Genomic DNA, 23,615 nt, shown 5'->3' on the forward strand with positions numbered 1-23,615 from the left:
CCGTGAGCGACTTCATGGACAAGGCCAAGGATCTCGTGAACAAGCACGACAAGCAGGTCGACCGAGGGCTGGAAAAGGGCGGCGAGATGGCCAACAAACGCACCGGCGGCAAGTACGACGACCAGATCGACAAGGCCGTCGACCGGACCCAGGCGCGTACCGGTGAGGGCGACCAGGCGCGCTGAGCGGAAACGCCGTTCCCGGGGTGCCGTGTCACGGCACCCCGGGAAAGTCCTGTTCGCCCGGACCCGCCTGCCCGGACGTCGCGGGGCGGCGGGTCGCCCAAGTCGTTGGTCGTGGGGCAAGAGCCGCCACGGCCAACGATTCGCCGGTCCCGGGCGGGGTAACTACCGTCATGACCGACGACCGTCCTGACCAGGACTCCGAACGGTCGCCACTAGGCATGGCTGCCGCGCAGAGCGGCAAGCACCTCAGGCACGCCCGGCGCCGCGGTGGCGAGGAGAGCAAGGCGCGGATGCGCCAGCTGGAGGTCATCCTCGTGATCGCGGTGCAGGCCGGGTTCGCCGCGGCGCTCGCCACCCTCATCGCGCAGAAGTTGTTCGGCAGCGGCATGCACGTGTTCGCCCCGGCGGCCGCGGTCGCCACCATCGCCTCCGCGATCGGGCAGCGTGCCCGCCGCACCTTCGAGTTGCTGGGCGGGGTCGGGCTCGGCATCGTGATCGGCGACCTGCTGCGCTACTTCCTCGGTGTCGGTGCCTGGCAGACCGGGCTGGTGGTGGGCCTGGCGATCGTGACCGCGCTGCTGGTGGCCGGCCGGGGCAGCGCGCTGGTCGGTCAGGCGGGTGGTACGGCCGTCCTGATCTCCACACTGACCCCGGCGGAGGGAAACCTCGAACTTCCCCGGATCTTCGACGCGCTGATCGGGGGCGGCGTCGGTCTGGTCGTCGTCGTGCTGCTGCTGCCGGTCAACCCGATCCGGGTGCTGGATCGGGCGGCGTCACCGGTCTTCTCGACGGTCGCGGACCAACTCGGTGAGATCGGCGTCGCCCTCCGCCGGCGTGACGCGGATCGGTCGATCCGAGCCTTGGAGCGGGTGCGTGGCCTCGAAGCCGACATCGGCCGGTTGAACGAGGCGCTGAGCGGGGCGGAGGAGGTGGTCACGCTGGCCCCGGCACGCTGGCACCGCCGGAGACAGTTCCACCGGTACGCCCGCAGCCTGCAACATGTCGAACGGCTGGCGCTGAACGTCCGGGTCATGGCGAGACGTTCGGCGACCGCCATTCAGTACAAGGAACCCATTCCGGACGAGCTGCCTGGCGCCTTCGTGCGGCTGTCCGAATCGGTGCTGAAGATGCGCGACGAGTGCCGACTCGACAACAAACCCGACCGAACCCGGGCCCTCATCCTGGAATCCGCCAACCTCGCCGGCCGGGCTTGGGCACAGGGCGTCCACTCGTTCGGCGACACCCTGACCACCGATCTCCGGGCCAGCGCCAGCGACCTGCTCCGGGCCACCGGTTACGAGCCCGCCGAAGCGAACCGGCTCGTCCGTACGGCGGCCGGTGCCGGGCAGCGATCGATCCGTCCGTTGATGCACCGCCGGCTGCACCGGGCCGCCCGGCGGGACTTCTCCACCAGGGACGCCCGGCTGTCCCGTCGGTCCTCGTTGCGTACCGGCAAGCGGGCCGGCAAGGTGCGGAGCACCGCGCGCCCCGGTAGGAGCAGCCCGGCACGGTGATGCTCGGATCAGGCGGAGTAGCCGCGCTCCGCGATCCAGTTGGCGACCTTGACGAGTGGCATCCAGTACTCGCCGTCGGCCGGGTCGGCCGGGTCGGCGATCTGGATGTTGTCGCCACCGTCCCGGTAGCCGATCAGGGTCACGTAGTGGCCACCCTCGTACGAGTGCGGAACGCCGTTGGCGTCCACGGCCGTGCCCTTGACGTTCGCCACCACCGGGCGGCCGTCGTCGAGCGCCGTCATCGCATCGGTACGCAGACGCTCCACCTCGTTCGGCTTGGCCGTCGAGTCCGGAATCTCGGTGGTCCGGTACTTGCCACCGGTCAGCTGATTGAGCACCCGGGTGGTGTCCAGGGCGGACGGGGTGCCCGCCTCGGTGGTGCCCAGCAGCGCGGCGACGTCGTCCTGCGAGATCTCCTTGCCCTGCGCGGAGAGCGCGATCCGCGTCGCGGCGGGTCCGCAGTAGAAGAAGTTCGGCTGGGCCTGGTAGTCCACGCGCACGAGGCGCTCGGCCCGCCGGTCGTGGCCACCCTTGTCGGCCTGTGCGCCCTTGGCCGGGTTGCTCTGGGGCGGGACGGTCGTGATCGGGCCGCTCTGGGGCCCGCCGGTCGTGATCGGGCCGCTCTGGGGCGGAGCGGCGTGTGCGGCCACTGCGGGACCCAGCGCGCACCCGCCGGCGACCAGCAGGCCGGCCACGGAGAGGCCGCTCTTGTGAAGAACCGGATTCATGGGTCGGGCTCCAATCGGGGGTAGCGCCTCCGCGGAAGCGCAAGCACCAGGAGGGGGCTCGGCTCAGCTACAGAACGACGCCCGGCCCGTACGGCCCACGGGCGTCCCGGGGTTGTAACGGCCCTGCTCCGGCCGGCATTCCGGCGTCCGGCGACCCGGTGCCGGCGTCCCGTTACGCACTTTCGGCGTCCCCGCACGCACTTTTCGGCGTCCCCGCACGCACTTTTCGGCGTCCCGCGAACGGGCGTCCCTCGTGTCACACGCTGTCGGCGTCGCGTTCCGTCAAGATCGCACGACAAGATCGCGCGACAAGATCGCGCTGCAACAGGGAAATAGTGGCCTCCGATCGCAGGGAGGCCACTATTTCCTAGATGAAGCGCGATCTTGTCGCGCACACGCGATCTTGTCGCGCACACGCGATCTTGTCGCGCACACGCGATCGCGGCGCACACGCGATCGCGGCGCACACGCGATCGCGGCGCACGCGCGATCTTGCGGCGCACAGGCAATCTCGCGGTCCACGGCGATGGTGCGGGCGCGCGTGATGGTGTGGCGCATGCGTTGGTGCGGCGCGCACGTGGAATGGTCCGGCGCGCGGGTGACGGTGCGGCGCAGCGCGCGGGCGTGGCGCGACGTGCGGCATCGTTCACAAACTGCCCAGTACCCGGGTGACGGTGACCTCGACGACGACCCGCTCCGGATTGGGACGCGGGGTCCGATAACGCTCGGCGTACCGACGTTCCGCCTCGGCGACCGCGGCCTCGTCGGTCCGTACGACCGCGCGACCCTCGATGGTCAGCCAGCGGCGGCCGTCGACGTGGCAGAGCGCCACCGGTGCGCCCTGAGGGCCGGCAGCGGCGACGTGCCGAGCCTTGCGGGAAGCGGCCGAGGTGATCACCCGGGCGAGGCCGGACGCCGGGTCCAGGGTCACCCCGACCGGCACCACGTGCGGCGTGCCGTCCGGGCGAAGCGTGGTGAGCGTGGCGAGGTGCCGTTCGCGGCAGAAGGCGACGACCCGATCGTCACGTACGTCCAACAGGCGCACCCCCGGCATCTCCGTCCCCCGTCTCCCGCCGTCGGCCGATCAGCGAACGGGCCGGCGGTCGTGCCCAGGCCCCGGAGGAGCGTACGGCTGACCCGGTAGCTGGCGGGCGGCCGCCCGGTGCTTCTGGACCAACCGGGTGAGGTAGAACAGCGTGCCGGCGAGGATGCCCATGTCGTCCAGGTAGATCGGGTCGGGCAGCAGGTCGATCGGGAAGATCGTGTAGAGGAGCGCGCCGTAGAGAGCCACCTTGCCTTCCGAGCCGAGCGAGGTGAGCAGGCGATGCATCCGTACCACGCGGACGGCCAGCACCACGGCGCCGACCAGCGCCGCGAGCAGCACGATGCCAGCGATGACGAGGACGACGATCCACGCTTCCCGGGACATGCCGTCACGCTAACCCAATCGGACCCAGCCCACCCGATGCCGGGATGTCGACCACCACAGACCGGTCGACGATGCCCGGCCTTCACCACCTGCCCACCGCGCCCACCCGGACCCGGCGACCCGAGGGTCATCTCCCGGCGGCAGCGCCGCTCAGTACGCCGGCACGGCCGCCCGGCCCCGCGCCACGACCTGGTTCTCCCACGTCTGCTCCGCCGGCTGGGCGACCTCGCTCAGCGGCAGCACCGACTGAGCGTCCTCGGCCCGGCGGCCGGTGGCGGCGAACGCCTCCTCCCGCAGGCTCCGGGCCGCCGCGACAGCGCGTTCGGCCTCCCGCCACGCGGCCTGCTCCTGTTCCCGTGCCGCCTGGTGACGGGCGAGGAGGTTGTCGCGTACCGCCCGGCGCAGCACCAACTCCTGTTCCACCGGGTGCAGCCGCGGGTCCCAGCCGTTGCGGTGCGCGAACACGTCGCTGAGCTGCTCGACGGAGAGTTCCCGCTGCCAGTACGCGTCCAGCGCCGCGCGGTGCAGGTATCGCTCGCGGTCGACGTACTCGGACGGCGTGCGGGCGGTACGCGGCAGCGGCATGGCAGCGGCGGCGCTCAGCCGGCGTACGTCCGCCTCGGCGGCCTCGTACGCCTGCCAAGCCACCTCGACCGCGTCCTGCGCGGTGAGCCACTCCGAGCGCCGTCGTTGCGCGGTGGCGGTGGCCCGCTCGGCGGCCACGGCGACCTCCTGCGAGTAGCGGGTCCGCTCGCGCTTCTCCTCGGCGAATTCGAGCGGGCTCGGCATGGCTGCGCTCCGGACCCGCTTGGCGGCGTCGATCGCGAGCCGGCCCGGCCGGAGCAGCAGGGCGGCGACGGCGACGCCCACGACGGCGAGCAAACTCAGCCAGATCACGGCGGCGCGGGGCACGTCGGGTAGGACGGTGGAGAAAACGGTCTGCATCATCTGCACCTCGTGGTCGGTGTCGGAAGTGGACGATCTGACCCGCTGGTGAGCGGAATGACGATTGGGCGGAGGGTTCGATCCGACGTCGCGCCACCTCCGCCGGCCGGTCCGGTCGGGTCCGGTGCGGTGCGGTGCGCGGCGGGCATCCGGTACGGCACGGGGGTCGGCAGCCGCAGGGCTGGAGCGACGGGCCGTTCGATCCCGTGAGCCGAGGCCGGGAGTGGCATCGGTCGATGCGTGCCTCGGATCCGGGGCGGATGACCCTCGGGTCAGGCGAGCGGCGGACCGCGGCGACCGGGCGTGTCCCGGCCGGCGTCCAGGGCCGTGGAGGCTTCCGGCGTCGGCGACATGGTGCCGGCGGCCGGTGCGGCGAAGATCGGCCCGCGGACCGGACGACGCACGGTGGTGTCCGTCGGGGACAGCCGCTCGGCCACCGGCGCGACCTCGGGCCGCAGCACTTCGACCTGGCTGCTGACCACGTTGGGCTGCAGTTGGGCGACGGTGGCCGGGGGCCCGGCCGGTGCTGAGGCGGCGGCACCGAGACCGACGGCGAGCGCGAGCGCGGCCACGGCAAGGCGGGTCATCTTGCCCAACGAACGCAGCGCGGCCCGCCAGGTGGGGCGAGCGGACGCTACGGACAACACGTGACCAATCTATCGCTCGCGGCGGCCCGGCGCAGCACGGCGGGGCGCCGGACCACGTGACCGTGCCCACCCCTCTGGTTTGGACGGACGGCGGCGGCTGGGCCTACCCGTTCTCGCCCGAGGGCTTCCCGGTCCCGTCGCCGGTGTCGGTGCTGCCGGTCCCGCTCGTGCCGGCGGTCCCGCTCGTGCTGCCGGTCCCGCTCGTGCCGGCGGTCCCGCTCGTGCCGGCGGTCCCGCTCGTGCCGGCGGTCCCGCTCGTGCTGCCGGTCCCGCTCGTGCCGGTCGAGGTTCGGCTGCCGTCGGTCGTGCTGGTATCGGTCTTGCTGGTGACCGTGGCGCCGGCCTCGGTCCCGCTGGTGTCCGTCATGCCGGTGTCGGTCCGGCTGGCATCCGTCGTGCCGGTGTCGGTCGTGCTGGCGGTCGTCGTGCCGGTGTCGGTTGTGGCGGGCAGCTCGGTGAAGAGGGCGAGCAGGGCGCCCACCTCCTGGTCGGCCTCGGCCGGATGGCGGAACCGGCCGGCCGGGTTGAGCGTGTACTCGTTGCGACGCCCCACCCGGGTCCGGCTGAGGTAACCGCCGGCCTCCAGGTCGGCGACGATCGCGTGGGCGGCCCGCTCGGTGACCCCCACCTCGTGGGCGACGTCCCGCAGTCGTGCGGTGGGGTTGCGGGCGATGGCCAGCAGCACGTGTCCGTGATTGGTAAGGAAAGTCCAATTCCGGGGACTGCCGTACCCGCTCTCGGTCGTCGCCATGGCCGTCATCGTAGGGCCCGAGCCCGGCCATCCGGTTCCATCGATCCGTGGACGCCTGATCAACCCGGCTTCCTTGAAGTTGGGGCATCGGCGCATCCGGGACACCGCGACATCAAGGAAGCCGAGTCGATCAAGGGACGAGCATCGGCCGACGACGGGTCGGGCCATCGAATGTCCGCGAATACCTGAAACGCAAATCACGTATACCTTGACGTGTCTTCTGGTGGGTGTGACCGTGGATCGGGAACCCGCGGCGGTGACTGTGGGTCATCAATTCGATCGCATAGGGAAGTCGAGGTGCGGGGATGAGCGGACCCGAAGCGCCGATCCTGCGTCCGGAGCAGGCACTGGCCGAGCTGATCGCGGGCAACCGCCGCTTCGTCACCGGCGCCCCGAGCCACCCCAACCAGGATGCCGGCCACCGGGCCGCGCTCGCCGAGGAGCAGCACCCGTTCGCGGTGATCGTCGGCTGTTCCGACTCGCGCCTCGCCGCTGAGATCATCTTCGACCGTGGGCTGGGCGACCTCTTCGTGGTGCGTACGGCCGGGCACACCACCGGGCCGGAGGTGCTCGGCAGCGTCGAGTACGCCATCACCGTGCTGAGCGCGCCGCTGGTCGTGGTGCTCGGACACGACTCGTGCGGCGCGGTGCGGGCGGCCCGGGAGTCCCTCGCCACCGGCACGCCGCCGCCCGGGCATCTGGACGCGGTGGTGGACGCCGTGCTACCCAGTCTCCGCCGTGCCGAGGCCGAGGGCGCCGACGACCTGGGTCGCATCATCGACATCCACATCGCGCAGACCGTCGAGGCCCTGCTCGACAACTCCGCCGTGCTGGCCGCCGAGGTCGCGGCCGGGCGGTGCGCCGTGGTCGGCATGTCGTACCGGCTGGCGGCCGGTGAGGTCCACCAGGTCGCCGGGGAGCTTCCCGCCGCTGCCGGTGTCGACCCGGCGTCGGCCGCGCCGAAAGGCTGACACCGCACGTCGGCCGCGCCGCCGAGCCGGCATCTCGACGTCGGCCGGGCCGAAGGGCTGACGCCCCACGTCGGCCGCGCCGCCGGGCCGACACGGGCAGAGCGAAGGGGCCGCCCCGCGACTGCGGGACGGCCCCTTCGCGTACCAGCCGATCGCTACAGGAGTGACATGTGTACGTGGTCCGTGTGGTTGGACGGGCCGCTGTAGGACTTCCATCCCGTGGCCGGGAACCAGATCTGCCGGTTCCAGATCACGTAGTAGATGCCCAGCCGGTCGGCGTTACGGATGAGGAACGCCGCCACGTTGTTGCCGTACATCCGGGTGTCGTCGTTGTGCCAGGGGGAGAAGCCGCTCTTCTGCAGTGACCAGTCGCAGGCCCGCCCCTTCGGGTGCTCCCACGGACCTCCCGGCCGGTAGCAGCCGACGAACCGGTTGAAGCCGGCCCGCTTGACCTCCTTGTACGCGTGCAATGTGCGCGGTGTGATGCAGCCCGAGGTGGTCGGGTCGTTCTCGCTGCACGACTCCGGCTTCCAGTCGCCGTCGTCCGTACGGCCGGGGCCGATCCTGGCCACCGGCGAGGTGGCCGAGACGAGACCACCGGTGAATCCCTTACCGCCGACGAGAGCCAGCGCCTTCTCCGCCTCGCGCTTCTGCTTGACCATGATGGCGGTCTGCTTCTGCTGCTCGCGGACCTCGGTGTCGATGGACAGCTTGGCGAGCTCGGCCCGGTGCTTGACCTCGTTGATCCGGGCGAGCTTCTGCGAGTTGACCAGGTTGAGTTCGTCGAGCCCCATCACCCGCTCCACGAAGGAGTCCGGGTCGTTGCTCGTCAACAGCATGCCGACCGCGCCCATCCGTCCGGTGCGGTACGACTGGGCCGCGATCTGGCCGACCTGCGGCGTCAACGCGTCCAACTCGGCCTCGGCCCGCTTGACGTCCAGGGCCAGCTCCAGCTGGCGCTTCTTGGACTTCTCCAGCTTGGCCTTGGCGGCGGTGTAGTTGCGGTTCGTCGTCTCGACGACGTCGGTGAGCAGGGGAGGATCGTCGTCCTCGTGCCCGGACGGGGTGGCGGGCTTGGGCGCGGCGGATGCCGGGAGGGGCCCGGCGAGCACGGCCAGCGCGGCGAACACGGCCACCACAGGTGTCAACCAGCGGCGTAGGGGTGCCGTCACAGTGTTCCCTTCCGTCGACCGCCGACCGGGTTAGCTGACGGGTTCGGGACGGAAGTGGCCCCTACCGCTGACGCGGATTCACCCCAGGTACCTGGGTTCCCGGTTCGCCGTACGGCGATTGGGCGGCGGTACCGCAGGCGCCGCTGCGCGCCTTCGGCGGTAACCGGCAGCGAGGTTACCTGAGAGGCGGCGCGGCGATCTACGCCCGGATGCCGGCTAAAAGCGTCATTTCGACAAAGCGCTGGGTAGCCAGTGACGTAAGTATCGCGCCGTCGAGCCCGGGTGGTCACGTTGCGGAGTATCACCATGTGCTGTCCGTTCCCATGTCCGGGTCGGGCCGGCTACCGGAGGCGGCGGGGGGAGGGTTCCGGGTCGGACCGGACCGGGCGGCGCTCAGCGCCTCCAGCACGTCGGTCCGGTCGAATCCGGGGCGGGCGGTCGGGTTGATCGGGGCGGGATCGTCGCCGGCCGGTGCGCTGACGGACCGTCCGGCCGTGGTGACGATCGCGGCCAGGCCGGTGGTGAGCGGAACGGCAGCGACCAGTCCGAGCGTCGCGACCGCGCTGCGGACGATCTCCTGGGCCAGGAATTCACTGGTGAGGATCTGGCTCACCGGGCGCGAGTCGGCGGTGAGCAGGAGCAGCAGCGGCAGCGAGGCGCCCGCGTACGCGAGCACGATCGTGTTCACGGTGGACGCGATGTGCGCGCGGCCGACCCTGGTCGCGGCCCGGTAGAGCTGAAGTCGGGATAGCTGCGGATTCGCGTGGGCCAACTCGGTGACCGTGGCCGCCTGGGTGACCGTGACGTCGTCGAGCACCCCCAGCGACCCGATGATGATCCCGGCCAGCAGCAGGCCGCGCAGGTCCACGTCGCTCTGGAACATCGACAGGGTGAGGGCGTCCTCGCTGCCGAATCCGGTGAGGTGGGTGGCGGCGGTGGCCAGGGCGCCGAGGACGCCGGTGAGTACCAGGCTGCCGAGGGTGCCGAGGACGGCGACCGAGGTCTGCGCGGTCACGCCATGTGTCAGGTAGAGCACCACGAACATGATCAGCGCGGCGCCGACCACGGCGACCAGCAGCGGCGGGTGCCCCGCGCCGATTCCGGGGAGCACGAAGGTGAGCAGGATGCCGAAGCTCGCGGCGAGACCGGCGAGCGCGGCCAGGCCCCGCCACCGACCGAACGCGACGATCGCGGCGGCGAAGATCAGCGCCAGCCAACCGAGCGGCTTGCCGCGCTGGTGCTCGGCGACGTTCCAGCTCGACGACGACGGGTCGGTCGGATCGGTCAGCTCCACCACGATCACCTCGTCACCGGCCTCGACAGCGGGTGCGCCCGGGCCGTCCGGGAGCGGTGCTTCGACCTGTTGACCGGCGGCGGGGCCGTTCTCCACGCGTACGGTCACGGTGCCGCAGCGCGTCGGCTGCGCACCGGGCGTGCCCTCCGGCGTCTCGGCCGGGTTCGGGCAGGCTTCGCTCACCACCCGGGTGACGGTGCCGTGGTACCGGGCCGGGTCGCCACCACCGTCCGTCTCCGGTGCGTACCGCGGCCAGAGCAGCACGGCGGCGACCACGGTGACGACGACGAGCGGCACCACCGTCACGAGAAGGACGCGTCGCACCCCGGGCGGGGCGGACGGCGTGGGACGGGTGTGGTCGGCGCCCATCACGAATCTCCCAACGACTCCGGGGTGGGGTACGGACCGGTGGCGCGATTGGTTCAGCGGCGTGGGGCCGCCCCGGCAGGCAAGATCCGGAGAGTCATCGTCGGAATGCTAACCAGGTGGTTTCTCCGGCGCCCGTCCGCGCCCGCCGGTGTCGCGCCGCGTGTCGACGGAGACGCCTGTCGCGGCGAGTGGCGGCGAAGGCACCCGCATCGGCGGCCGAAGGGGCATGTTGGTGTCATGCCCGCACACCCGTCGCACCATCCTCCGGGCGCATCCGTGCCGGCCCACGGCAGCGGGGGGCACGACCGGCACGCCGGCCACGACCCGGCGATGTTCCGCCGGCGGTTCTGGTTCTGCCTGGTACTCACCGCGCCGGTGGTGGTCACCAGCCACATGGTCATGGACTGGTTCGGCTACCGGATCGAGGCGCCCGGACTCACCTGGGTCGGCCCGGTGCTGGGCTCGGTGGTGTTCTGGTGGGGCGGCTGGCCGTTCCTGGTCGGCGCCGTACGCGAGGTGCGCGACCGGGCGCCGGGCATGATGCTGCTGGTCGCCATGGCGATCACCGTCGCCTACGGCGCGTCGCTCGCCACCAGCCTGGGCGCCTTCGACCTGGACTTCTGGTGGGAGCTGGCGGCCCTGGTCACCATCATGCTGCTCGGGCACTGGCAGGAGATGCGGGCGATCGGGCAGGCCCGGGGCGCGCTGGCGGCGCTCGCCGCGCTCCTGCCGGACCGGGCCGAACGGGTCGCGGAGGACGGCCGTACCGAGCCGGTGCCGGTGACCGACCTGCGGGTCGGCGACGTGGTGCTGGTCCGGCCGGGTGGCCGGGTGCCGGCGGACGGGCGGGTCGTGGACGGCGCGGCCGAGCTGGACGAGTCGATGATCACCGGTGAGTCCCGGCCGGTGCCCCGGTCGGTCGGCGACCGGGTGGTGGCGGGCACCGTGGCCGCCGACTCGGCGTTGCGGGTCCGGGTCGAGGCGGTCGGCGAGCAGACCACGCTCGCCGGCATTGCGCGCATGGTCGCCGAGGCGCAGCAGTCCAGCGGGCGGGCTCAGGTGCTGGCCGACCGGTTCGCGGCGGCCCTGTTCTACGTGGCCATGGCCACCGCCGTGGTCACGGTGCTGGTGTGGACGCTCATGGGCAGGGGCGACGAGGCCGTGGTCCGGGGCGTCACGGTGCTGGTCATCGCGTGTCCGCACGCGCTCGGCCTGGCGATCCCGCTGGTGATCGCGCTATCCACCGCGCTGGCCGCGAAGTCCGGGATTCTGGTCAAGGACCGGCTGGCGCTGGAACGGATGCGGACCGTCGATGCGGTGCTGTTCGACAAGACCGGCACGCTGACCCGCGGCGAGCACGTGGTGACCGAGGTGGCAACCGCCTCCGGCATCGAGCGTGACGAGCTGCTGGGGCTCGCCGCCGCTGTCGAGTCGGACAGCGAGCATCCGATGGCCCGGGCGATCGTCGCGGCTGCGGAGGAGCACGGTGGATCCCCACCGGCGTCCGGATTCCGGTCCTTGCCCGGCCGCGGGGTGCAGGCCACCGTGGCGGGTAGGGAGTACGCGGTCGGCGGTCCCGCCCTCCTGCGTGAACTGGGCGTACGTCTACCCGACGAGCTCCGGGACTCGACCGGTCGCTGGACCGCCCGAGGTGCGGTGGTGCTGCACCTGGTCCGGCGTCCGGACACCGTGCTCGGTGCGTTGGCGCTCACCGACGAGGTACGCCCCGAGGCGCGCGAGGCGGTGGTCGAGCTGCGCGCCCAGGGCGTACGGATCATCGCGATGATCACCGGCGATGCCCGGCCGGTCGCCGAGGCGGTCGCCGCGGACCTCGGGTTCGGCTCCGGTGACGAGGTGTTCGCCGAGGTGCTGCCGGCCCAGAAGGACGCGAAGGTGACGGACCTGCGGCGGCGTGGGCTGACCGTGGCGATGGTCGGTGACGGGGTCAACGACGCCCCGGCGCTGGCCAGGGCTGACGTGGGTATCGCCATCGGGGCCGGCACGGATGTGGCGATCGAGTCCGCCGCGGTGGTGCTGGCCTCCTCCGACCCGCGTGGGGTGGGGGCGGTGATCCGGCTATCGCGTGCCTCGTACCGGAAGATGCTGCAGAACCTGGCCTGGGCGGCGGGCTACAACGTCGTCGCCCTGCCGCTGGCCGCCGGGGTGCTGGCCGGGGCCGGGCTGTCGTTGAGCCCGGCCGTCGCCGCGGTGCTGATGTCGGGATCCACCATCGTGGTGGCGCTCAACGCCCAGCTGCTGCGCCGGGTACGCCTCGACGCGGCGAACGCCGGCTGACCGCGCGCCTGCCGTGGGTCGCGGGGTGCCCCGCGCCGGCTGAGCGGGCGCGGTCAGCCGCGCTTCATGAGCCGGCCGACCGCCGCCAACATCTCGGTGGCCATCTCGTCGGCGCGGCCCTCGGCCGCTCCCTCGTGCATGCAGTGCCGGGCGTGCCCGTCGAGCAACCCGAGGGCGACCTTGTCCAGCGCGGCCTGGACGGCGGAGATCTGCGTGAGCACGTCGATGCAGTAGCGATCCTCGTCGACCATCTTCTCGACGCCGCGCACCTGCCCCTCGATGCGGCGCAGCCGTGCGAGCAGCTGATCTTTGCTGGCCGTGTATCCGCGGATCGGGGTCGGTGTGGTCATGCCGGCAAGGATAGCCTACCCCCTGGGGGTATGGTACGGTCCCAGTGTCCCCGATACCCCCGCCCGGTATTCGAACCGGCCCGGGGCCGAAGTCTGCCCGGCCAGTACCCCCAGGGGGTATAGGCTGGCGATGGAAGGAGAGGTCCGATGGTCACCACGACGTACCAGGTGCAGGGCATGACCTGTGGCCACTGCGTGAGCGCGGTCAGCGCCGAGGTCGGCGCGATCACGGGCGTCAACGACGTCCAGGTCGACCTGGCCACCGGCCGGGTCACCGTCACCAGCGAGAGCCCGCTGGACACCGACGCGGTGCGCGCCGCCGTCGACGAGGCCGGTTACGACCTCGTCGACGAGTGACTGGCAGCCGACCAGGAATCGAGGTCCCACCGTGAGCACCCCCTTGAAGCTGAGTGGCTTCGCCCTCGGCCTCGCGGCGGTGTTCGGCGCGGCGTACGGGGTCGGCCGAGTGGTCGGCCCCGTCACCCCGGCCGCCGAATCCCGCCACGACACGGCGACCGCCGGTCACGGCGACACCGAGCATCCGGGCGGCGGTTCGGCAGCCGCTCACCGCCCCGGCGGCCTGCTCGTCTCCGACCACGGTTACACGCTCACCCCGGTCGCCGCCCCGGCCGGCGAGTTCGCCTTCCAGATCACCGGCGGCGACGGCCGGCCGGTCACCGCGTACGACGTGGCCCACGACAAGCGGATGCACCTGATCGTCGCGCGCCGCGACCTCTCCGGCTTCCGGCACGTGCACCCCGACCTCGGGCCGGACGGCACCTGGCGGGTCGCCTCCCCACTGGCCGGGCCCGGCGTGTGGCGGGCGTTCGCCGACTTCACTCCCACCGGGGGCGACCCGCTGACGCTCGGCATCGACGTGACCGTGCCCGGCGCGCTGACCTCCCGGCCGCTACCCGCACCGGCCACGAGCACCACGGTCGACGGCTACACCGTCACGCTGGCCGGCGACCCGCAGCCCGGCCGTACCGCCGAACTGGCACTGACCATCAGCCGCGACGGCGCTCCGGTCACCGACCTGGAGCCCTACCTCGGCGCGTACGGTCACCTGGTGGCACTGCGCCAGGGTGACCTCGCGTACCTGCACGTCCATCCGGACGGTGAGCCCGGCGACGGGCGGACCCGGCCCGGACCGGCCGTCACCTTCCTGGCCGAGGTGCCCTCCGCCGGCACCTACCGGCTCTACCTCGACTTCAAGCACGGCGGCGTGGTGCACACCGCTGAGTTCACCGTGGTGGCCGGCGGCGTGCACGCCGACGACATCCCGCCCGCCACCCGTGCCCCGAGCCCACCCGCCCCGACCGGTTCCGCCGAGCACGGCGAGCCGGGCCACGGGCACGACTGACGGGAGCCGTGATGACCACCACCAGCAGCACCCCGCTGCCGACGGCACCGAACCTGATCGAACTCTCCATCGGCGGCATGACCTGCGCATCCTGTGCTGCACGCATCGAGAAGAAGCTGAACCGGATGGAGGGCGTCTCCGCCACCGTCAACTACGCCACGGAGAAGGCCACCGTCCGCTTCGCCGACGACGTCACCCCGGACGACCTGATCGCCACCGTGCAGAAGACCGGCTACACGGCGAAGGTGCCGCCCCCGCCCGCGGCAGCGGGCACTCCGGCCGCCGAGACGCCGGTGGACGAACTACGCGGTCTGCGTCACCGGCTCTGGACGTCCGTGGCGCTGACCGTCCCGGTGATCGTGCTCGCCATGGTGCCGGCCTGGCAGTTCGACTACTGGCAGTGGCTGTCGCTGAGCCTGGCCGCCCCGGTAGTGGTCTGGGGCGGGCTGCCGTTCCACCGGGCCGCGTTGATCAACCTCCGGCACGGCGCAGCCACCATGGACACCCTGGTCTCGGTGGGCACCCTCGCCGCGTTCGGCTGGTCGCTCTGGGCGCTCTTCCTCGGTGACGCGGGGATGCCCGGCATGACGCACCCGTTCCGCTTCGACATCGCCCGCTCCGACGGCGCCGGGAACATCTACCTGGAGGCGGCGGCCGGGGTCACGCTGTTCATCCTCGCCGGGCGGTACTTCGAGGCCCGCTCCAAGCGGAACGCCGGCGCTGCGCTGCGTGCGCTGCTCGAACTCGGCGCGCGGGACGTCGCCGTGCTTCGCGGCGGGACGGAGACCCGCGTACCGGTCGACCAGCTCGCCGTCGGGGACCGGTTCGTCGTCCGGCCGGGGGAGAAGATCGCCACCGACGGAGTGGTCGACGAGGGCACCTCGGCGGTCGACGCGAGCATGCTCACCGGCGAGTCCGTACCGGTCGAGGTCGGTCCGGGCGACGCCGTAGTCGGCGCCACGGTCAACGCCGGTGGCCGGCTCGTGGTCACCGCCACCCGGATCGGCGGAGACACCCAGCTCGCGCAGATGGCCCGGCTCGTCGAGCAGGCACAGAGCGGCAAGGCGGCGGTGCAGCGGCTCGCCGACCGGATCTCCGGCGTCTTCGTGCCGATCGTGATCGCGCTGGCCGTCGGCACCCTGGGTTGGTGGCTCGGCACGGGCGCCGGACCGACCGCCGCGTTCACCGCCGCCGTGGCCGTGCTGATCATCGCCTGCCCGTGTGCGCTGGGCCTCGCCACGCCCACCGCGTTGCTCGTGGGCACCGGTCGTGGTGCCCAGCTCGGCATCCTGATCAAGGGGCCGGAGGTGCTGGAGAACACCCGGAAGGTCGACACGGTCGTGCTGGACAAGACCGGGACGGTGACCACCGGCCGGATGACTCTCGTGGACGTGGCGCCCGCCGAGGGCGACGATGCCGAGCAACTGCTCCGACTGGCCGGCGCGCTGGAGGCCGCCTCCGAGCACCCGATCGCCCGGGCGGTGGCCGCTGGCGCGGCCGAGTCCGGTGCGCTGCCGCCCGTCACCGATTTCGCCAACGTCGAAGGGCTCGGCGTCACCGGCACCGTCGAGGGTCGTACGGTGCTGGTCGGCCGGCTCCGGCTGCTCCGGGAACGCGGATTCGACGTACCCCTGGAGGTGGAACGGGCGGTGACCGACGCGGAGGCTGCCGGTCGGACGGCGGTGCTGGCCGGTTGGGACGGGCGGGCCCGGGGCGTCCTCGCGGTCGCCGACGTGGTGAAGCCGACCAGCCGGGCGGCGGTGGCTCGGCTGCGGGCGCTCGGGCTCCACCCCGTGCTGCTCACCGGGGACAACGCCACGGTCGCCCGTGCGGTGGCCGAGGAGGTCGGCATCGACGAGGTGATCGCCGAGGTGCTGCCGGCGGACAAGGTGGACGTGGTCGCCCGACTGCAACGCGAGGGACGGGTCGTCGCCATGGTCGGCGACGGGGTGAACGACGCCGCCGCGCTCGCCCAGGCCGACCTGGGCCTGGCCATGGGTACGGGCACCGACGTGGCGATCGAGGCCTCCGACCTGACCCTGGTCCGCGGCGACCTGACCGCCGCGGCGGACGCCATCCGACTGGCCCGTCGCACCCTGGGCACCATCCGGGGCAACCTGGTCTGGGCCTTCGGCTACAACGTCGCGGCGCTGCCACTGGCTGCGGCCGGGCTGCTCAACCCGATGATCGCCGGCGCCACCATGGCGTTCTCCTCGGTCTTCGTGGTCGCCAACAGCCTCCGCCTCCGCCGCTTCCACCCCTTGGACCCTGCGCGCTGATCGTGAGGTTGGCGGCCGGTTCGATCTCCGGAGCCGCCGTCAACCTCATGATCAGCGCGGTTCCGGGGGGTGGTTGGGCCGGGGGCGGGTTGGGTACCTGTGCGGGGGTAGCGACGTCTTGCACGGGAGGTTCGTCATGGGTATCGATGACAAGATCCGTAACGCGACCGAGGACGCGACTGGCAAGGTCAAGGAGCACACCGGCCGGGCCACCGACGACGAACGGCTGGAGGCCGAGGGCCGCAACGACCAGGCCGCCGCGAACCTCAAGCAGGCCGGCGAGAAGGTGAAGGACGCCTTCAGGAGCTGACGCGTCTCGTACCGCACGCCGGGCCGGTCCCCACCGGCCCGGCGTGCGGTAGGTCCGGCCCACCCCTGCGCCGGCCCACCCCCGCGCCGGGGTGCCCTGCGCCGGCCTGCCCCGCGCTGGGGTTGCCCTGCGCGGGCGTGTCCTGCGGCCGGTGATCGACTCGACATCCCTGAAGTCGCGGCATCTGCCGCTTGCGGACACCCCAACTTCAATGAACCCGAGTCGATCAAAGCCCTGCCGGGACGCCGGGCCACTGCCCGGAACCCCCGCGGGCACCCCCCGGCCGTGTCCCGGTGTCGCGAGCCGACGTGTCCTGGCCCGGCGCCGGATCGTTGGCAGGGCGAGGTACGTGCGGACGGGTCGAGCGGGGGACGCCAACCACGGACGGGAGAGGACGATGTCCCAGCCCACGTCGACCGGCCGGCGGGCCGCCGCCGCGGCCCTGCTGACGGCACTGCTCGCCGGATGTCAGGCACCCGGAACGGAGTCCGGTGACCCGGCGACGAACATGCCGGTCCCCAACACCACTACCGCGCCGACACCCACCACGAGCCCTTCGCCGGTGACCGCCGTCAACACCGTCGAGGTGTGCCAGGCCGTCGACCGCCTCATCATCGCCGCCAGCCGGAAGATCTCCGCGGATTCGGCTGCCGCGACCGAGCGCGAGCTGACCGGCGAGCAGATCACCGCCCAACTCCGCCGGACCCTCGCCAAGTTGGCCGACCAGATGCGCGACGAGGCTCGCCGAGCGCAGGATCGCGAGATCAGGACGTTGGTCACCTCGACCGCCGACCGGATCGACCGCGGCTCCCGGGCCAGCCGCCCCACCGCCTGGCTCGACGACACCTTCACCGGGATCCCGGCCGTCCTCATGCGGGACTGCCGCCCCTGAGACGGCCCAGCGATTCCGCCGTCACCCTTGGGGGCCAACCCTGACATCACCCTTGAACGCCGGGCCGGTGCTGTTCACCGTGCACGTCCGTCCGCTAACTTCCCTTTGCATGTGCAAGGGCTCGTTGTGAGCGATGATCCGCCGCTGTCGGGGGACGACCTGGTCCGGGTGCTCGGCACCCTGGCCAATCCACACCGGATGCGGGTGATCGCCGCGCTGGCCCGGGAGCGGGCCTACGTCAGTCGGCTCGCCCGGGATCTCGGGATCAGCCGTGCGCTGTTGCAGGTCCACCTGCGGAAGCTGACGGCGGCCGGCCTCGTGTCCGCCCAACTGGAGTTGTCGGAGGACGGGAAGGCAATGAAGTACTACGAGGTGAAACCGTTCGCGCTCCGGCTCACCCCGGACGCCATCGCGGACGCGGCCCGGACGCTCACCCCGCCGGACACCGTCGAGTCGCAGGGAGCCGAGCGGTGACGGGTATGAGCGACCACGACTGGACCGAGGTGGTCGGGGCGATCGGTTTGTTCGCCCTGCTCATCAGCGTGATCACGGTGACCGTGGTGCAGTTCGCCAAGACCCGGCGGGCGCGGCTCGCCGGAATTCGCGAGGAGGAGTACCGCCACCTCGCCGAGACGTCGGTCCGGCTCCAGGAGAGCAACGAGCGCCTGCTGGCCGCGCTGGACGGCCGGCTGGGGGCGATGGAGAACCGGATGACCACGCTGGAACGCGTCCTGCGGGACGTCGACTAGGCCGGCCCGAAGTCCCGGGCCGTCGAGGGGCAACTCGACGGCCCGGGTGGAAGCAGCACCGCCTCGCCCACGGGCGAGTTCTTCCCGCAGTGCCCCTTCGAGGAGAGGACAACATCTCGTGCTGCGCGTACGCAAATCCGTCGGCTGGGCGCCAGCGGTCGCGACGGTCGTCGCGCTGGTCGGTGTCGGCGGCCCGCCCGCCGTGGCGGCCCCGCCCGCACCACGTTCGACCATCACCTGGCAGCCCTGCGAACAGGACGCCACCGCCGAGTGCGGGACGCTGTCCGTCCCGGTCGACTGGGACCACCCGGACGGCGAACGGTTCGACCTGGCGCTCGCCCGGCGGTCCGCCACCGGCCCGGGACCCCGCACGGGCGCACTGGTGTTCGGTCCCGGTGGACCGGGCGACAGCGGCGTGGACCGCGTGGTGACCGGTGTCGACCGGTTCAGTGCCGATCTGCGCCGCCGGTTCGACATCGTGAGCTTCGACCCGCGCGGCACCGGCCGCAGTCATCCGGTCGTCTGCGCCACCAGCCTGCTCGCCGCGCAACCCCAGGTGATCGCCGACCAGGCGGAATTCGCCGCCACCCTGGCCGGCAACGAGCGGCTGCGCGCCGACTGCCGAACGCGGACCGGGCCGCTCGTCGACCACGTGGACACGATCAGTGCGGCCCGGGACCTGGACGCGATCCGGGCCGCCCTGGGCGAGCGCCGGCTGACCTTCCACGGCAGCTCGTACGGGACCCTGCTCGGCCTCCAGTACGCCGAACTGTTCCCGCACCGGGTGCGGGCCATGGTGCTGGAGAGCACGGTCGACCACAGCCACACCACCCGGTCCTTCCTGGACACCCAGGCGGTCACCGCCCAGGACTCGTTCGACGAGTTCGTCGCCTGGTGCGCGTCTGCGGAGCTGTGTGCGCTGCACGGGCGGAACGTCCGCGCCGTCTGGGCCGGCCTGTGGTCCCGTGCCGAGCGGGGCGAACTCACCGATCCCGATCGCCCCGGCTCCCGGCTGAGCCCGTTCATGCTCAGCCGGCTCGCGCAGCGGGCGTTCTACGATCCGGACTGGCCGGGGCTGGCGGAGGACATCCTGACCATGGAGTCGACCCGACCGGCTCCGGTCACCGCGTCGAGCACCACAGCCGACCCGGCGGTCAGCCCGTATCCCTTCGCGGTCTTCTGCCAGGACTGGTCGCTGCCGGTCCGCGACTACCGAGAGTACGCGAGCCACCTGAGCCGGCTCGCGCGGCTCGCACCCGATCTGCCGTACCCGCAGGCCGTCTTCGCGCTGTCGACCTGCCTGGGCACCCCGAGCCTGGTCGCGAACCCGCAGCACCGCCTCCGGGTCCGCACCGACGTGCCGCTGCTGCTGGCCGGCACCCGGCACGACCCGGCGAGCGGCTACAACTGGGCGACCAACGTGGCCCGCCAGCTCGGGCGACACGGCGTGCTGCTGACGTACGAGGGCTGGGGGCACGGCAGCTACACGACGAGTCCCTGCGTGTCCAGTGCGGTGGATCGGTACCTGCTCGACGAGGTGGTGCCGTCCCGGGGCACCCGGTGCCCTGCGGTGGATCCGACCGCCTGACGCATCAGGAGGTGTCCGATCGCCGGATCCGTCGGCGGTCGGACACCCCGCGTCAGCGCACCACCCGGTACGTCACGTGCGTGACGGTCGGCCCGGCGACCGCCGCCGCCTGTTCGAGCCGCAGGTCGTCGAGGCCGGTGAAGAGGCGCTCGCCGCCGCCCAGCACGACCGGGACGATGTGCAGCCGAAGGGTGTCGAGCAGGTCGGCGGCCAGGTACTGCCGGACCGTGCCGGCCCCGCCGCCGATCGCCACCTTCCGGTCGCCCGCCGCCTCGCGCGCCTGCTCGAGCGCCGAGTGGACGCCGTCGGTGACGAACCGGAACGTCGTACCGCCGGCCATCGGCAGCGGCTCGCGCGGATGGTGGGTGAGCACGAAGACCGGCGTACGGAAACGGAGGCTCCTCGCCCCACCAGCCGCGCCACGTCTCGTCCCACGGCCCGTCACCGCCGCCGAACATGCGTCGTCCCATGACGTACGCGCCGACGTCGCGGGTCATCTCCGCCACGACCTCCGAGTCCACTCCGCGCTCGCCACCGGACAACCCGTGCTGTGCCCGCCAGGCGTCGAGGCCGTACACCCACTCGTGCAGTTGCTCGCCGCCCCGGCCGAGTGGATCCCGGAGGCTCCGCTCCGGCCCGGCCACATAGCCGTCCAGCGAGATCGACAGTTGGCAGGTCACCGTACTCATCAAGTGGTCCTCCGGGGTTGCTCGTCGACCTCCACGAGCCGGGCGGCCCGCAGTTCCAGATAGCGACGTTCGGGAAGGCTGGTGGTGGCCCGCGCCGCGGCGAGGTACGCCGCGCGGGCCGGACCGGGCTCGCCGGCCAGCTCCAGCAGGTGGGCGCGGACAGCCGCGAGGCGATGGTGTCCAGCGGTGCGCTCGTCCACGCCGAGCGGTCCGAGCATGGCGAGCCCCGCCCGGGGCCCGTCGACCATCGCCACCGCGACCGCCTGGTTCAGGGTGACCATCGGGTTCGGCGCGATCCGGGCGAGCAGCCGGTAGAGCGCGAGGATCTGCGGCCAGTCGGTCTCGGCCGCCGACGGCGCCTCGGAGTGCACCGCGGCGATCGCCGCCTGGAGCTGGTACGGCCCCGGCGGCGACCAGGTCAGTGACTCGGTGATCAGTGCGACGCCCTCCTCGATGGCCGCCCGGTCCCACCGGGTGCGGTCCTGCTCGGCCAGCGACACGAGTTCGCCGCCCGAGCCCAGCCGCGCGGCCCGGTGCGAGTCGCTGAGCAGCATCAGCGCGAGCAGCCCGGTCACCTCGCCGTCGTCGGGAAGCAGCGCGTGCAGCGTCCGGGTCAGCCGGATCGCCTCGCCGGTCAGCTCGGCCCGGTGCAGGTCCGGGCCGCTGGAGGCGGTGTACCCCTCGTTGAAGATCAGGTAGAGCACCTGGCGGACCGCGGCCAGCCGCTCGTCCCGCTCGGCCGCCGACGGCATGGTGAACCTCGCGCCGGTCGCCTCGATCCGCTGCTTGGCCCGGCGGATGCGCTGGCTCATCGTCGCCTCGGGCACCAGGAACGCGCGGGCGATCTGCGCGGTGGTGAGCCCGCCCACCGCGCGCAGGGTCAACGCCACCTGCGCCGACCGGGCCAGCGCCGGATGGCAGCAGAGGAACAGCAGGCGCAACGTGTCGTCGCCGGTCGGCGGCTCCGCGTCCGCCGCCGGGGCGACCGCGGCGTACGCCGGTTCGCGTACGGCCACGGCGACCTCGCGGTCCCGGCGGGCGCGTTCGCTGCGCCACTCGTCGGTGAGCCGGCGGGTGGCGACGGTGAGCAGCCAGGCGCGCGGGTTCTCCGGCACCCCCTGCTCTGGCCACTTGAGGGCCGCGGCGAGCAGCGCCTCCTGCACCGCGTCCTCGCACCTGTCGAACTGGCCGTGCCGGCGGACGAGCAGGCCGAGGACCTGCGGCGCCAGGGTGCGCAGCAGGTCCTCGACCCTGCGCGACCCCCCGGAGGTCACATCTCCGTCCCGGCCTCGTCCATGATCGGGCGGATCTCCAGGACGCCGCCGTAGCGCACGTCCGGCCAGCGACGGGCGATCTCCGCGGCCCGCTGCGGGGTGTCGCAGTCGACGGCCAGGTAGCCGGCGAACTGTTCCTTGCTCTCCATGAACGGGCCGTCGACGACCTCCGGGTGCCCGCCGGCCAGCCGGACCGTACGCGACTGGGACGGGTCGGCCAGCGCCTGCCCGCCGATCAGCTCGCCGGACTCGGAGAGTTCCTTCATGATCTCGTCCACCTCGCCGAAGAGCGCCACCCGCTCCTGCTCGGAGAGTTCGTCGACGAAACCGGGCCGGTTCCAGATCAACAGCATGTACTTCACGATCTGCTCCTCACGTCCTGGCCGCGACCGTGACCGGCGCGGCTCAACCAGAGGTCGGAGCCGACATCCTGCCCCCGACAACCGACGGGAAGAAAAATCCCAGAAATCTCGCCACGTCGGGTGCCGCCGCACCGGTGGCCGCGCCGGCTCGCTGAAGATCCCGGCAGCTCATCGGCGGCGGCGTCGCCTCACCGGCGGCCCCGCCGGCCGCCCCGGACCTGCCGGGTCGGTGGGGCGTCGCCCACATCGAGGGACGCCCGGTCCGCCGCCGACGTGCCGGAGGCCCAGCCCTCCGCATCCCGTACGGTCAGCCGGGCCCGGGTGACCCCGGGGAAGAGCGTCTCGAACCGTTCCCGGACGGCCTCGCCCCGGGCGGCGAGCACCGGCAGCAGCCGATCCGCGCCGGCCTCCTGCACCGCCTGCCGGTTCGCCGCCGCCGTGGCGGCGCGCAGCCGCTCCCCGATCCGCAGCGCGAACGCGTTGAGGAACGACTCGTCGTAGCCGCGGGTGCGCCGCCCGCCGGACGCCCGCCGCTCGCCCCGGCCGGCGAGCATCGCGGCGGTGGCCTGCACCAGCAGCGACGTGTAGAGCAGTTCGACGGCGGCCAGATCGGCTGGCCAGCCGAGCACGGTGGCGAAGCCGAGGTCGTCCGACCAGACCGACTCGCACCCGTTCGCCGCCGCCACCTCCTGCACCAGCAGCGCCTTCGCGCCGGCGTACGGGGCGTCGGTGCTGAGCCGAATCCCGCTCGGCAGGTCGGGACGGGGGGCGTCGGCCGCCAGCAGGGCCTCGTCGAGGCTGTGCCGGGCGATCAGCTCCTGCGCCTTGCCGGTCAGCGCCTCGGCCTCGGCGGGGAACGTGGTCGACTCGGCCTTCGCGAGCAGCGCCCGGACCCGGTCCAGGATCCGCGAGCCGCTGCCACCGCCGGCCGGGCCGGTGACCACCCGGGCGGCCGTCGAGCCCGGTGGCGGACGGAGCACGGCGATCGGCGGCAGTCCCACCACTAGCGCCAGCGCGTCGACCGCCTCCCGCAGCGCGGTCACCCGGTCGATCCCCTCGCGCGCCGCCCAGGCGGCGAGGTGCCCGCCGTCGTCCGCCCACCACACCCGCGCGTCCAACTCCCGCAGCTGGTCGTCCCACCAGGACGGGACCGGGTCGGGCAGGTCGCGTCGCTGTGCGGCCATCACGTCGTGCAGCAGCCGGGCGGGCCGTGGCCCGAGGCGGCGCTCCGCGAGCCGGGCCAGGTCGGCCGGTTGCCAGCCGCGCGGCCAGAGCCGCCCCACGTCGCGTGCCAGCCGGCGCAGGAGCGCTGCGGCCACGTCCGACGCGCCCGTGCCGACCATGAGCCGGTCCAACTGCCGTTCGGCGAGGCGTACGTCCCGGCCACGCGCGGCCGTCACGGCGTCGTCGATCAGCTCCTCGGCGTCCGGCACGGGTCGTCCCTCCTCACTGCGCTCTG

At 72.7% G+C, this 23,615-nt stretch carries 24 protein-coding genes, 1 pseudogene and 1 riboswitch; of the genes and pseudogenes, 12 read left to right on the plus strand and 13 right to left on the minus strand.

Translation table 11 applies throughout. From position 1 onward, the window contains the following. Window positions 1–2: 2 nt before the first annotated feature. Window positions 3–185, plus strand: coding sequence for an antitoxin (locus tag ABZS42_RS11435; RefSeq protein WP_355144141.1), 183 nt, complete (start codon window positions 3–5; stop codon window positions 183–185). Between the two features lie 170 nt (window positions 186–355). Beyond that, window positions 356–1,699 (plus strand): FUSC family protein, encoded by a 1,344-nt coding sequence (locus ABZS42_RS11440; RefSeq protein ID WP_355144143.1) that lies wholly within the window; start codon window positions 356–358, stop codon window positions 1,697–1,699. A gap of 8 nt (window positions 1,700–1,707) precedes the next feature. Here ABZS42_RS11440 and ABZS42_RS11445 read toward each other — a convergent pair whose 3' ends face one another. The 6 genes and pseudogenes from ABZS42_RS11445 to ABZS42_RS11470 form a co-directional block, all read right to left on the minus strand. Next, window positions 1,708–2,427, minus strand: coding sequence for a C39 family peptidase (locus ABZS42_RS11445; RefSeq protein ID WP_355144145.1), 720 nt, complete (start codon window positions 2,425–2,427; stop codon window positions 1,708–1,710). Between the two features lie 646 nt (window positions 2,428–3,073). Next, window positions 3,074–3,481 (minus strand): TIGR03618 family F420-dependent PPOX class oxidoreductase, encoded by a 408-nt coding sequence (locus tag ABZS42_RS11450; RefSeq protein WP_355144147.1) that lies wholly within the window; start codon window positions 3,479–3,481, stop codon window positions 3,074–3,076. Window positions 3,482–3,511: 30 nt separating this feature from the next. After that, window positions 3,512–3,856, minus strand: coding sequence for a YkvA family protein (locus ABZS42_RS11455; RefSeq protein WP_355144149.1), 345 nt, complete (start codon window positions 3,854–3,856; stop codon window positions 3,512–3,514). Window positions 3,857–4,006: 150 nt separating this feature from the next. After that, window positions 4,007–4,801, minus strand: a complete 795-nt coding sequence (locus ABZS42_RS11460; protein ID WP_355144151.1) for a hypothetical protein — start codon at window positions 4,799–4,801, stop codon at window positions 4,007–4,009. Between the two features lie 272 nt (window positions 4,802–5,073). Beyond that, window positions 5,074–5,448 carry a hypothetical protein gene (locus ABZS42_RS11465; protein ID WP_355144153.1) on the minus strand — a complete coding sequence of 125 codons (375 nt, stop codon included), beginning with the start codon at window positions 5,446–5,448 and terminating at the stop codon, window positions 5,074–5,076. A gap of 439 nt (window positions 5,449–5,887) precedes the next feature. After that, window positions 5,888–6,208 (minus strand): annotated as a pseudogene (locus ABZS42_RS11470) (MarR family winged helix-turn-helix transcriptional regulator); the annotation flags it as partial. Between the two features lie 296 nt (window positions 6,209–6,504). On the opposite strand from ABZS42_RS11470, the gene ABZS42_RS11475 reads away from it, so the two are divergent. Next, the gene (locus ABZS42_RS11475) at window positions 6,505–7,170 is read left to right on the plus strand and encodes a carbonic anhydrase (protein WP_355144155.1); all 666 of its coding nucleotides are present in this window, start codon (window positions 6,505–6,507) and stop codon (window positions 7,168–7,170) included. A 155-nt stretch (window positions 7,171–7,325) separates the two neighbouring features. Here the strand turns inward: ABZS42_RS11475 and ABZS42_RS11480 are convergent, their stop codons facing one another. Next, on the minus strand, window positions 7,326–8,342 hold the full coding sequence (locus tag ABZS42_RS11480) for a hypothetical protein (RefSeq protein ID WP_355144157.1): 1,017 nt from the start codon (window positions 8,340–8,342) through the stop codon (window positions 7,326–7,328). 3 nt (window positions 8,343–8,345) lie between these two features. Then, window positions 8,346–8,477, minus strand: a riboswitch (cyclic di-AMP (ydaO/yuaA leader). Between the two features lie 166 nt (window positions 8,478–8,643). Beyond that, window positions 8,644–10,005, minus strand: a complete 1,362-nt coding sequence (locus tag ABZS42_RS11485; protein ID WP_355144159.1) for a YibE/F family protein — start codon at window positions 10,003–10,005, stop codon at window positions 8,644–8,646. A gap of 237 nt (window positions 10,006–10,242) precedes the next feature. On the opposite strand from ABZS42_RS11485, the gene ABZS42_RS11490 reads away from it, so the two are divergent. Further along, the gene (locus tag ABZS42_RS11490) at window positions 10,243–12,300 is read left to right on the plus strand and encodes a heavy metal translocating P-type ATPase (protein WP_355144161.1); all 2,058 of its coding nucleotides are present in this window, start codon (window positions 10,243–10,245) and stop codon (window positions 12,298–12,300) included. 53 nt (window positions 12,301–12,353) lie between these two features. On the opposite strand, the gene ABZS42_RS11495 is transcribed toward ABZS42_RS11490, so the two are convergent. Continuing rightward, a complete protein-coding gene (locus ABZS42_RS11495) occupies window positions 12,354–12,650 on the minus strand; it encodes a metal-sensitive transcriptional regulator (protein WP_355144163.1) in 297 nt (98 codons plus the stop codon). 147 nt (window positions 12,651–12,797) lie between these two features. Between ABZS42_RS11495 and ABZS42_RS11500 the strand changes: the two genes are divergently transcribed. The 8 genes from ABZS42_RS11500 to ABZS42_RS11535 all read left to right on the plus strand — a co-directional run bounded on the left by ABZS42_RS11500 (window position 12,798) and on the right by ABZS42_RS11535 (window position 19,831). Further along, window positions 12,798–13,007 carry a copper ion binding protein gene (locus tag ABZS42_RS11500; protein ID WP_355144165.1) on the plus strand — a complete coding sequence of 70 codons (210 nt, stop codon included), beginning with the start codon at window positions 12,798–12,800 and terminating at the stop codon, window positions 13,005–13,007. Between the two features lie 31 nt (window positions 13,008–13,038). Then, window positions 13,039–14,013 (plus strand): hypothetical protein, encoded by a 975-nt coding sequence (locus ABZS42_RS11505; protein WP_355144167.1) that lies wholly within the window; start codon window positions 13,039–13,041, stop codon window positions 14,011–14,013. Between the two features lie 11 nt (window positions 14,014–14,024). Then, window positions 14,025–16,292 carry a heavy metal translocating P-type ATPase gene (locus ABZS42_RS11510; protein WP_355144169.1) on the plus strand — a complete coding sequence of 756 codons (2,268 nt, stop codon included), beginning with the start codon at window positions 14,025–14,027 and terminating at the stop codon, window positions 16,290–16,292. A 136-nt stretch (window positions 16,293–16,428) separates the two neighbouring features. Next, the gene (locus tag ABZS42_RS11515; RefSeq protein WP_355144171.1) at window positions 16,429–16,602 is read left to right on the plus strand and encodes a CsbD family protein; all 174 of its coding nucleotides are present in this window, start codon (window positions 16,429–16,431) and stop codon (window positions 16,600–16,602) included. 397 nt (window positions 16,603–16,999) lie between these two features. After that, window positions 17,000–17,494, plus strand: coding sequence for a hypothetical protein (locus tag ABZS42_RS11520; RefSeq protein WP_355144172.1), 495 nt, complete (start codon window positions 17,000–17,002; stop codon window positions 17,492–17,494). Window positions 17,495–17,620: 126 nt separating this feature from the next. After that, complete coding sequence (locus ABZS42_RS11525; RefSeq protein ID WP_355144174.1) at window positions 17,621–17,968, plus strand: helix-turn-helix domain-containing protein; 348 nt, start codon at window positions 17,621–17,623, stop codon at window positions 17,966–17,968. Between the two features lie 5 nt (window positions 17,969–17,973). Further along, window positions 17,974–18,243 carry a hypothetical protein gene (locus ABZS42_RS11530; RefSeq protein ID WP_355144176.1) on the plus strand — a complete coding sequence of 90 codons (270 nt, stop codon included), beginning with the start codon at window positions 17,974–17,976 and terminating at the stop codon, window positions 18,241–18,243. A 118-nt stretch (window positions 18,244–18,361) separates the two neighbouring features. Beyond that, complete coding sequence (locus ABZS42_RS11535) at window positions 18,362–19,831, plus strand: alpha/beta hydrolase (RefSeq protein WP_355144178.1); 1,470 nt, start codon at window positions 18,362–18,364, stop codon at window positions 19,829–19,831. Between the two features lie 52 nt (window positions 19,832–19,883). Here ABZS42_RS11535 and ABZS42_RS11540 read toward each other — a convergent pair whose 3' ends face one another. From ABZS42_RS11540 to ABZS42_RS11555, 4 genes are all read right to left on the minus strand, one after another. Next, entirely contained in the window at window positions 19,884–20,204 is a 321-nt protein-coding gene (locus ABZS42_RS11540; RefSeq protein WP_355144180.1) for a dihydrofolate reductase family protein, read from the minus strand. A 315-nt stretch (window positions 20,205–20,519) separates the two neighbouring features. Further along, on the minus strand, window positions 20,520–21,794 hold the full coding sequence (locus tag ABZS42_RS11545) for a DUF6596 domain-containing protein (RefSeq protein WP_355144182.1): 1,275 nt from the start codon (window positions 21,792–21,794) through the stop codon (window positions 20,520–20,522). Continuing rightward, a complete protein-coding gene (locus ABZS42_RS11550; RefSeq protein ID WP_355144274.1) occupies window positions 21,791–22,147 on the minus strand; it encodes a YciI family protein in 357 nt (118 codons plus the stop codon). The genes ABZS42_RS11545 and ABZS42_RS11550 overlap by 4 nt, the downstream gene beginning before the upstream one ends. 197 nt (window positions 22,148–22,344) lie before the next feature. Next, window positions 22,345–23,589, minus strand: a complete 1,245-nt coding sequence (locus ABZS42_RS11555) for a DUF2786 domain-containing protein (protein WP_355144184.1) — start codon at window positions 23,587–23,589, stop codon at window positions 22,345–22,347. Between the last annotated feature and the right edge of the window lie 26 nt (window positions 23,590–23,615).

The organism is Micromonospora sp. NPDC005367 (assembly GCF_040606825.1).
Classification (GTDB): domain Bacteria; phylum Actinomycetota; class Actinomycetes; order Mycobacteriales; family Micromonosporaceae; genus Micromonospora.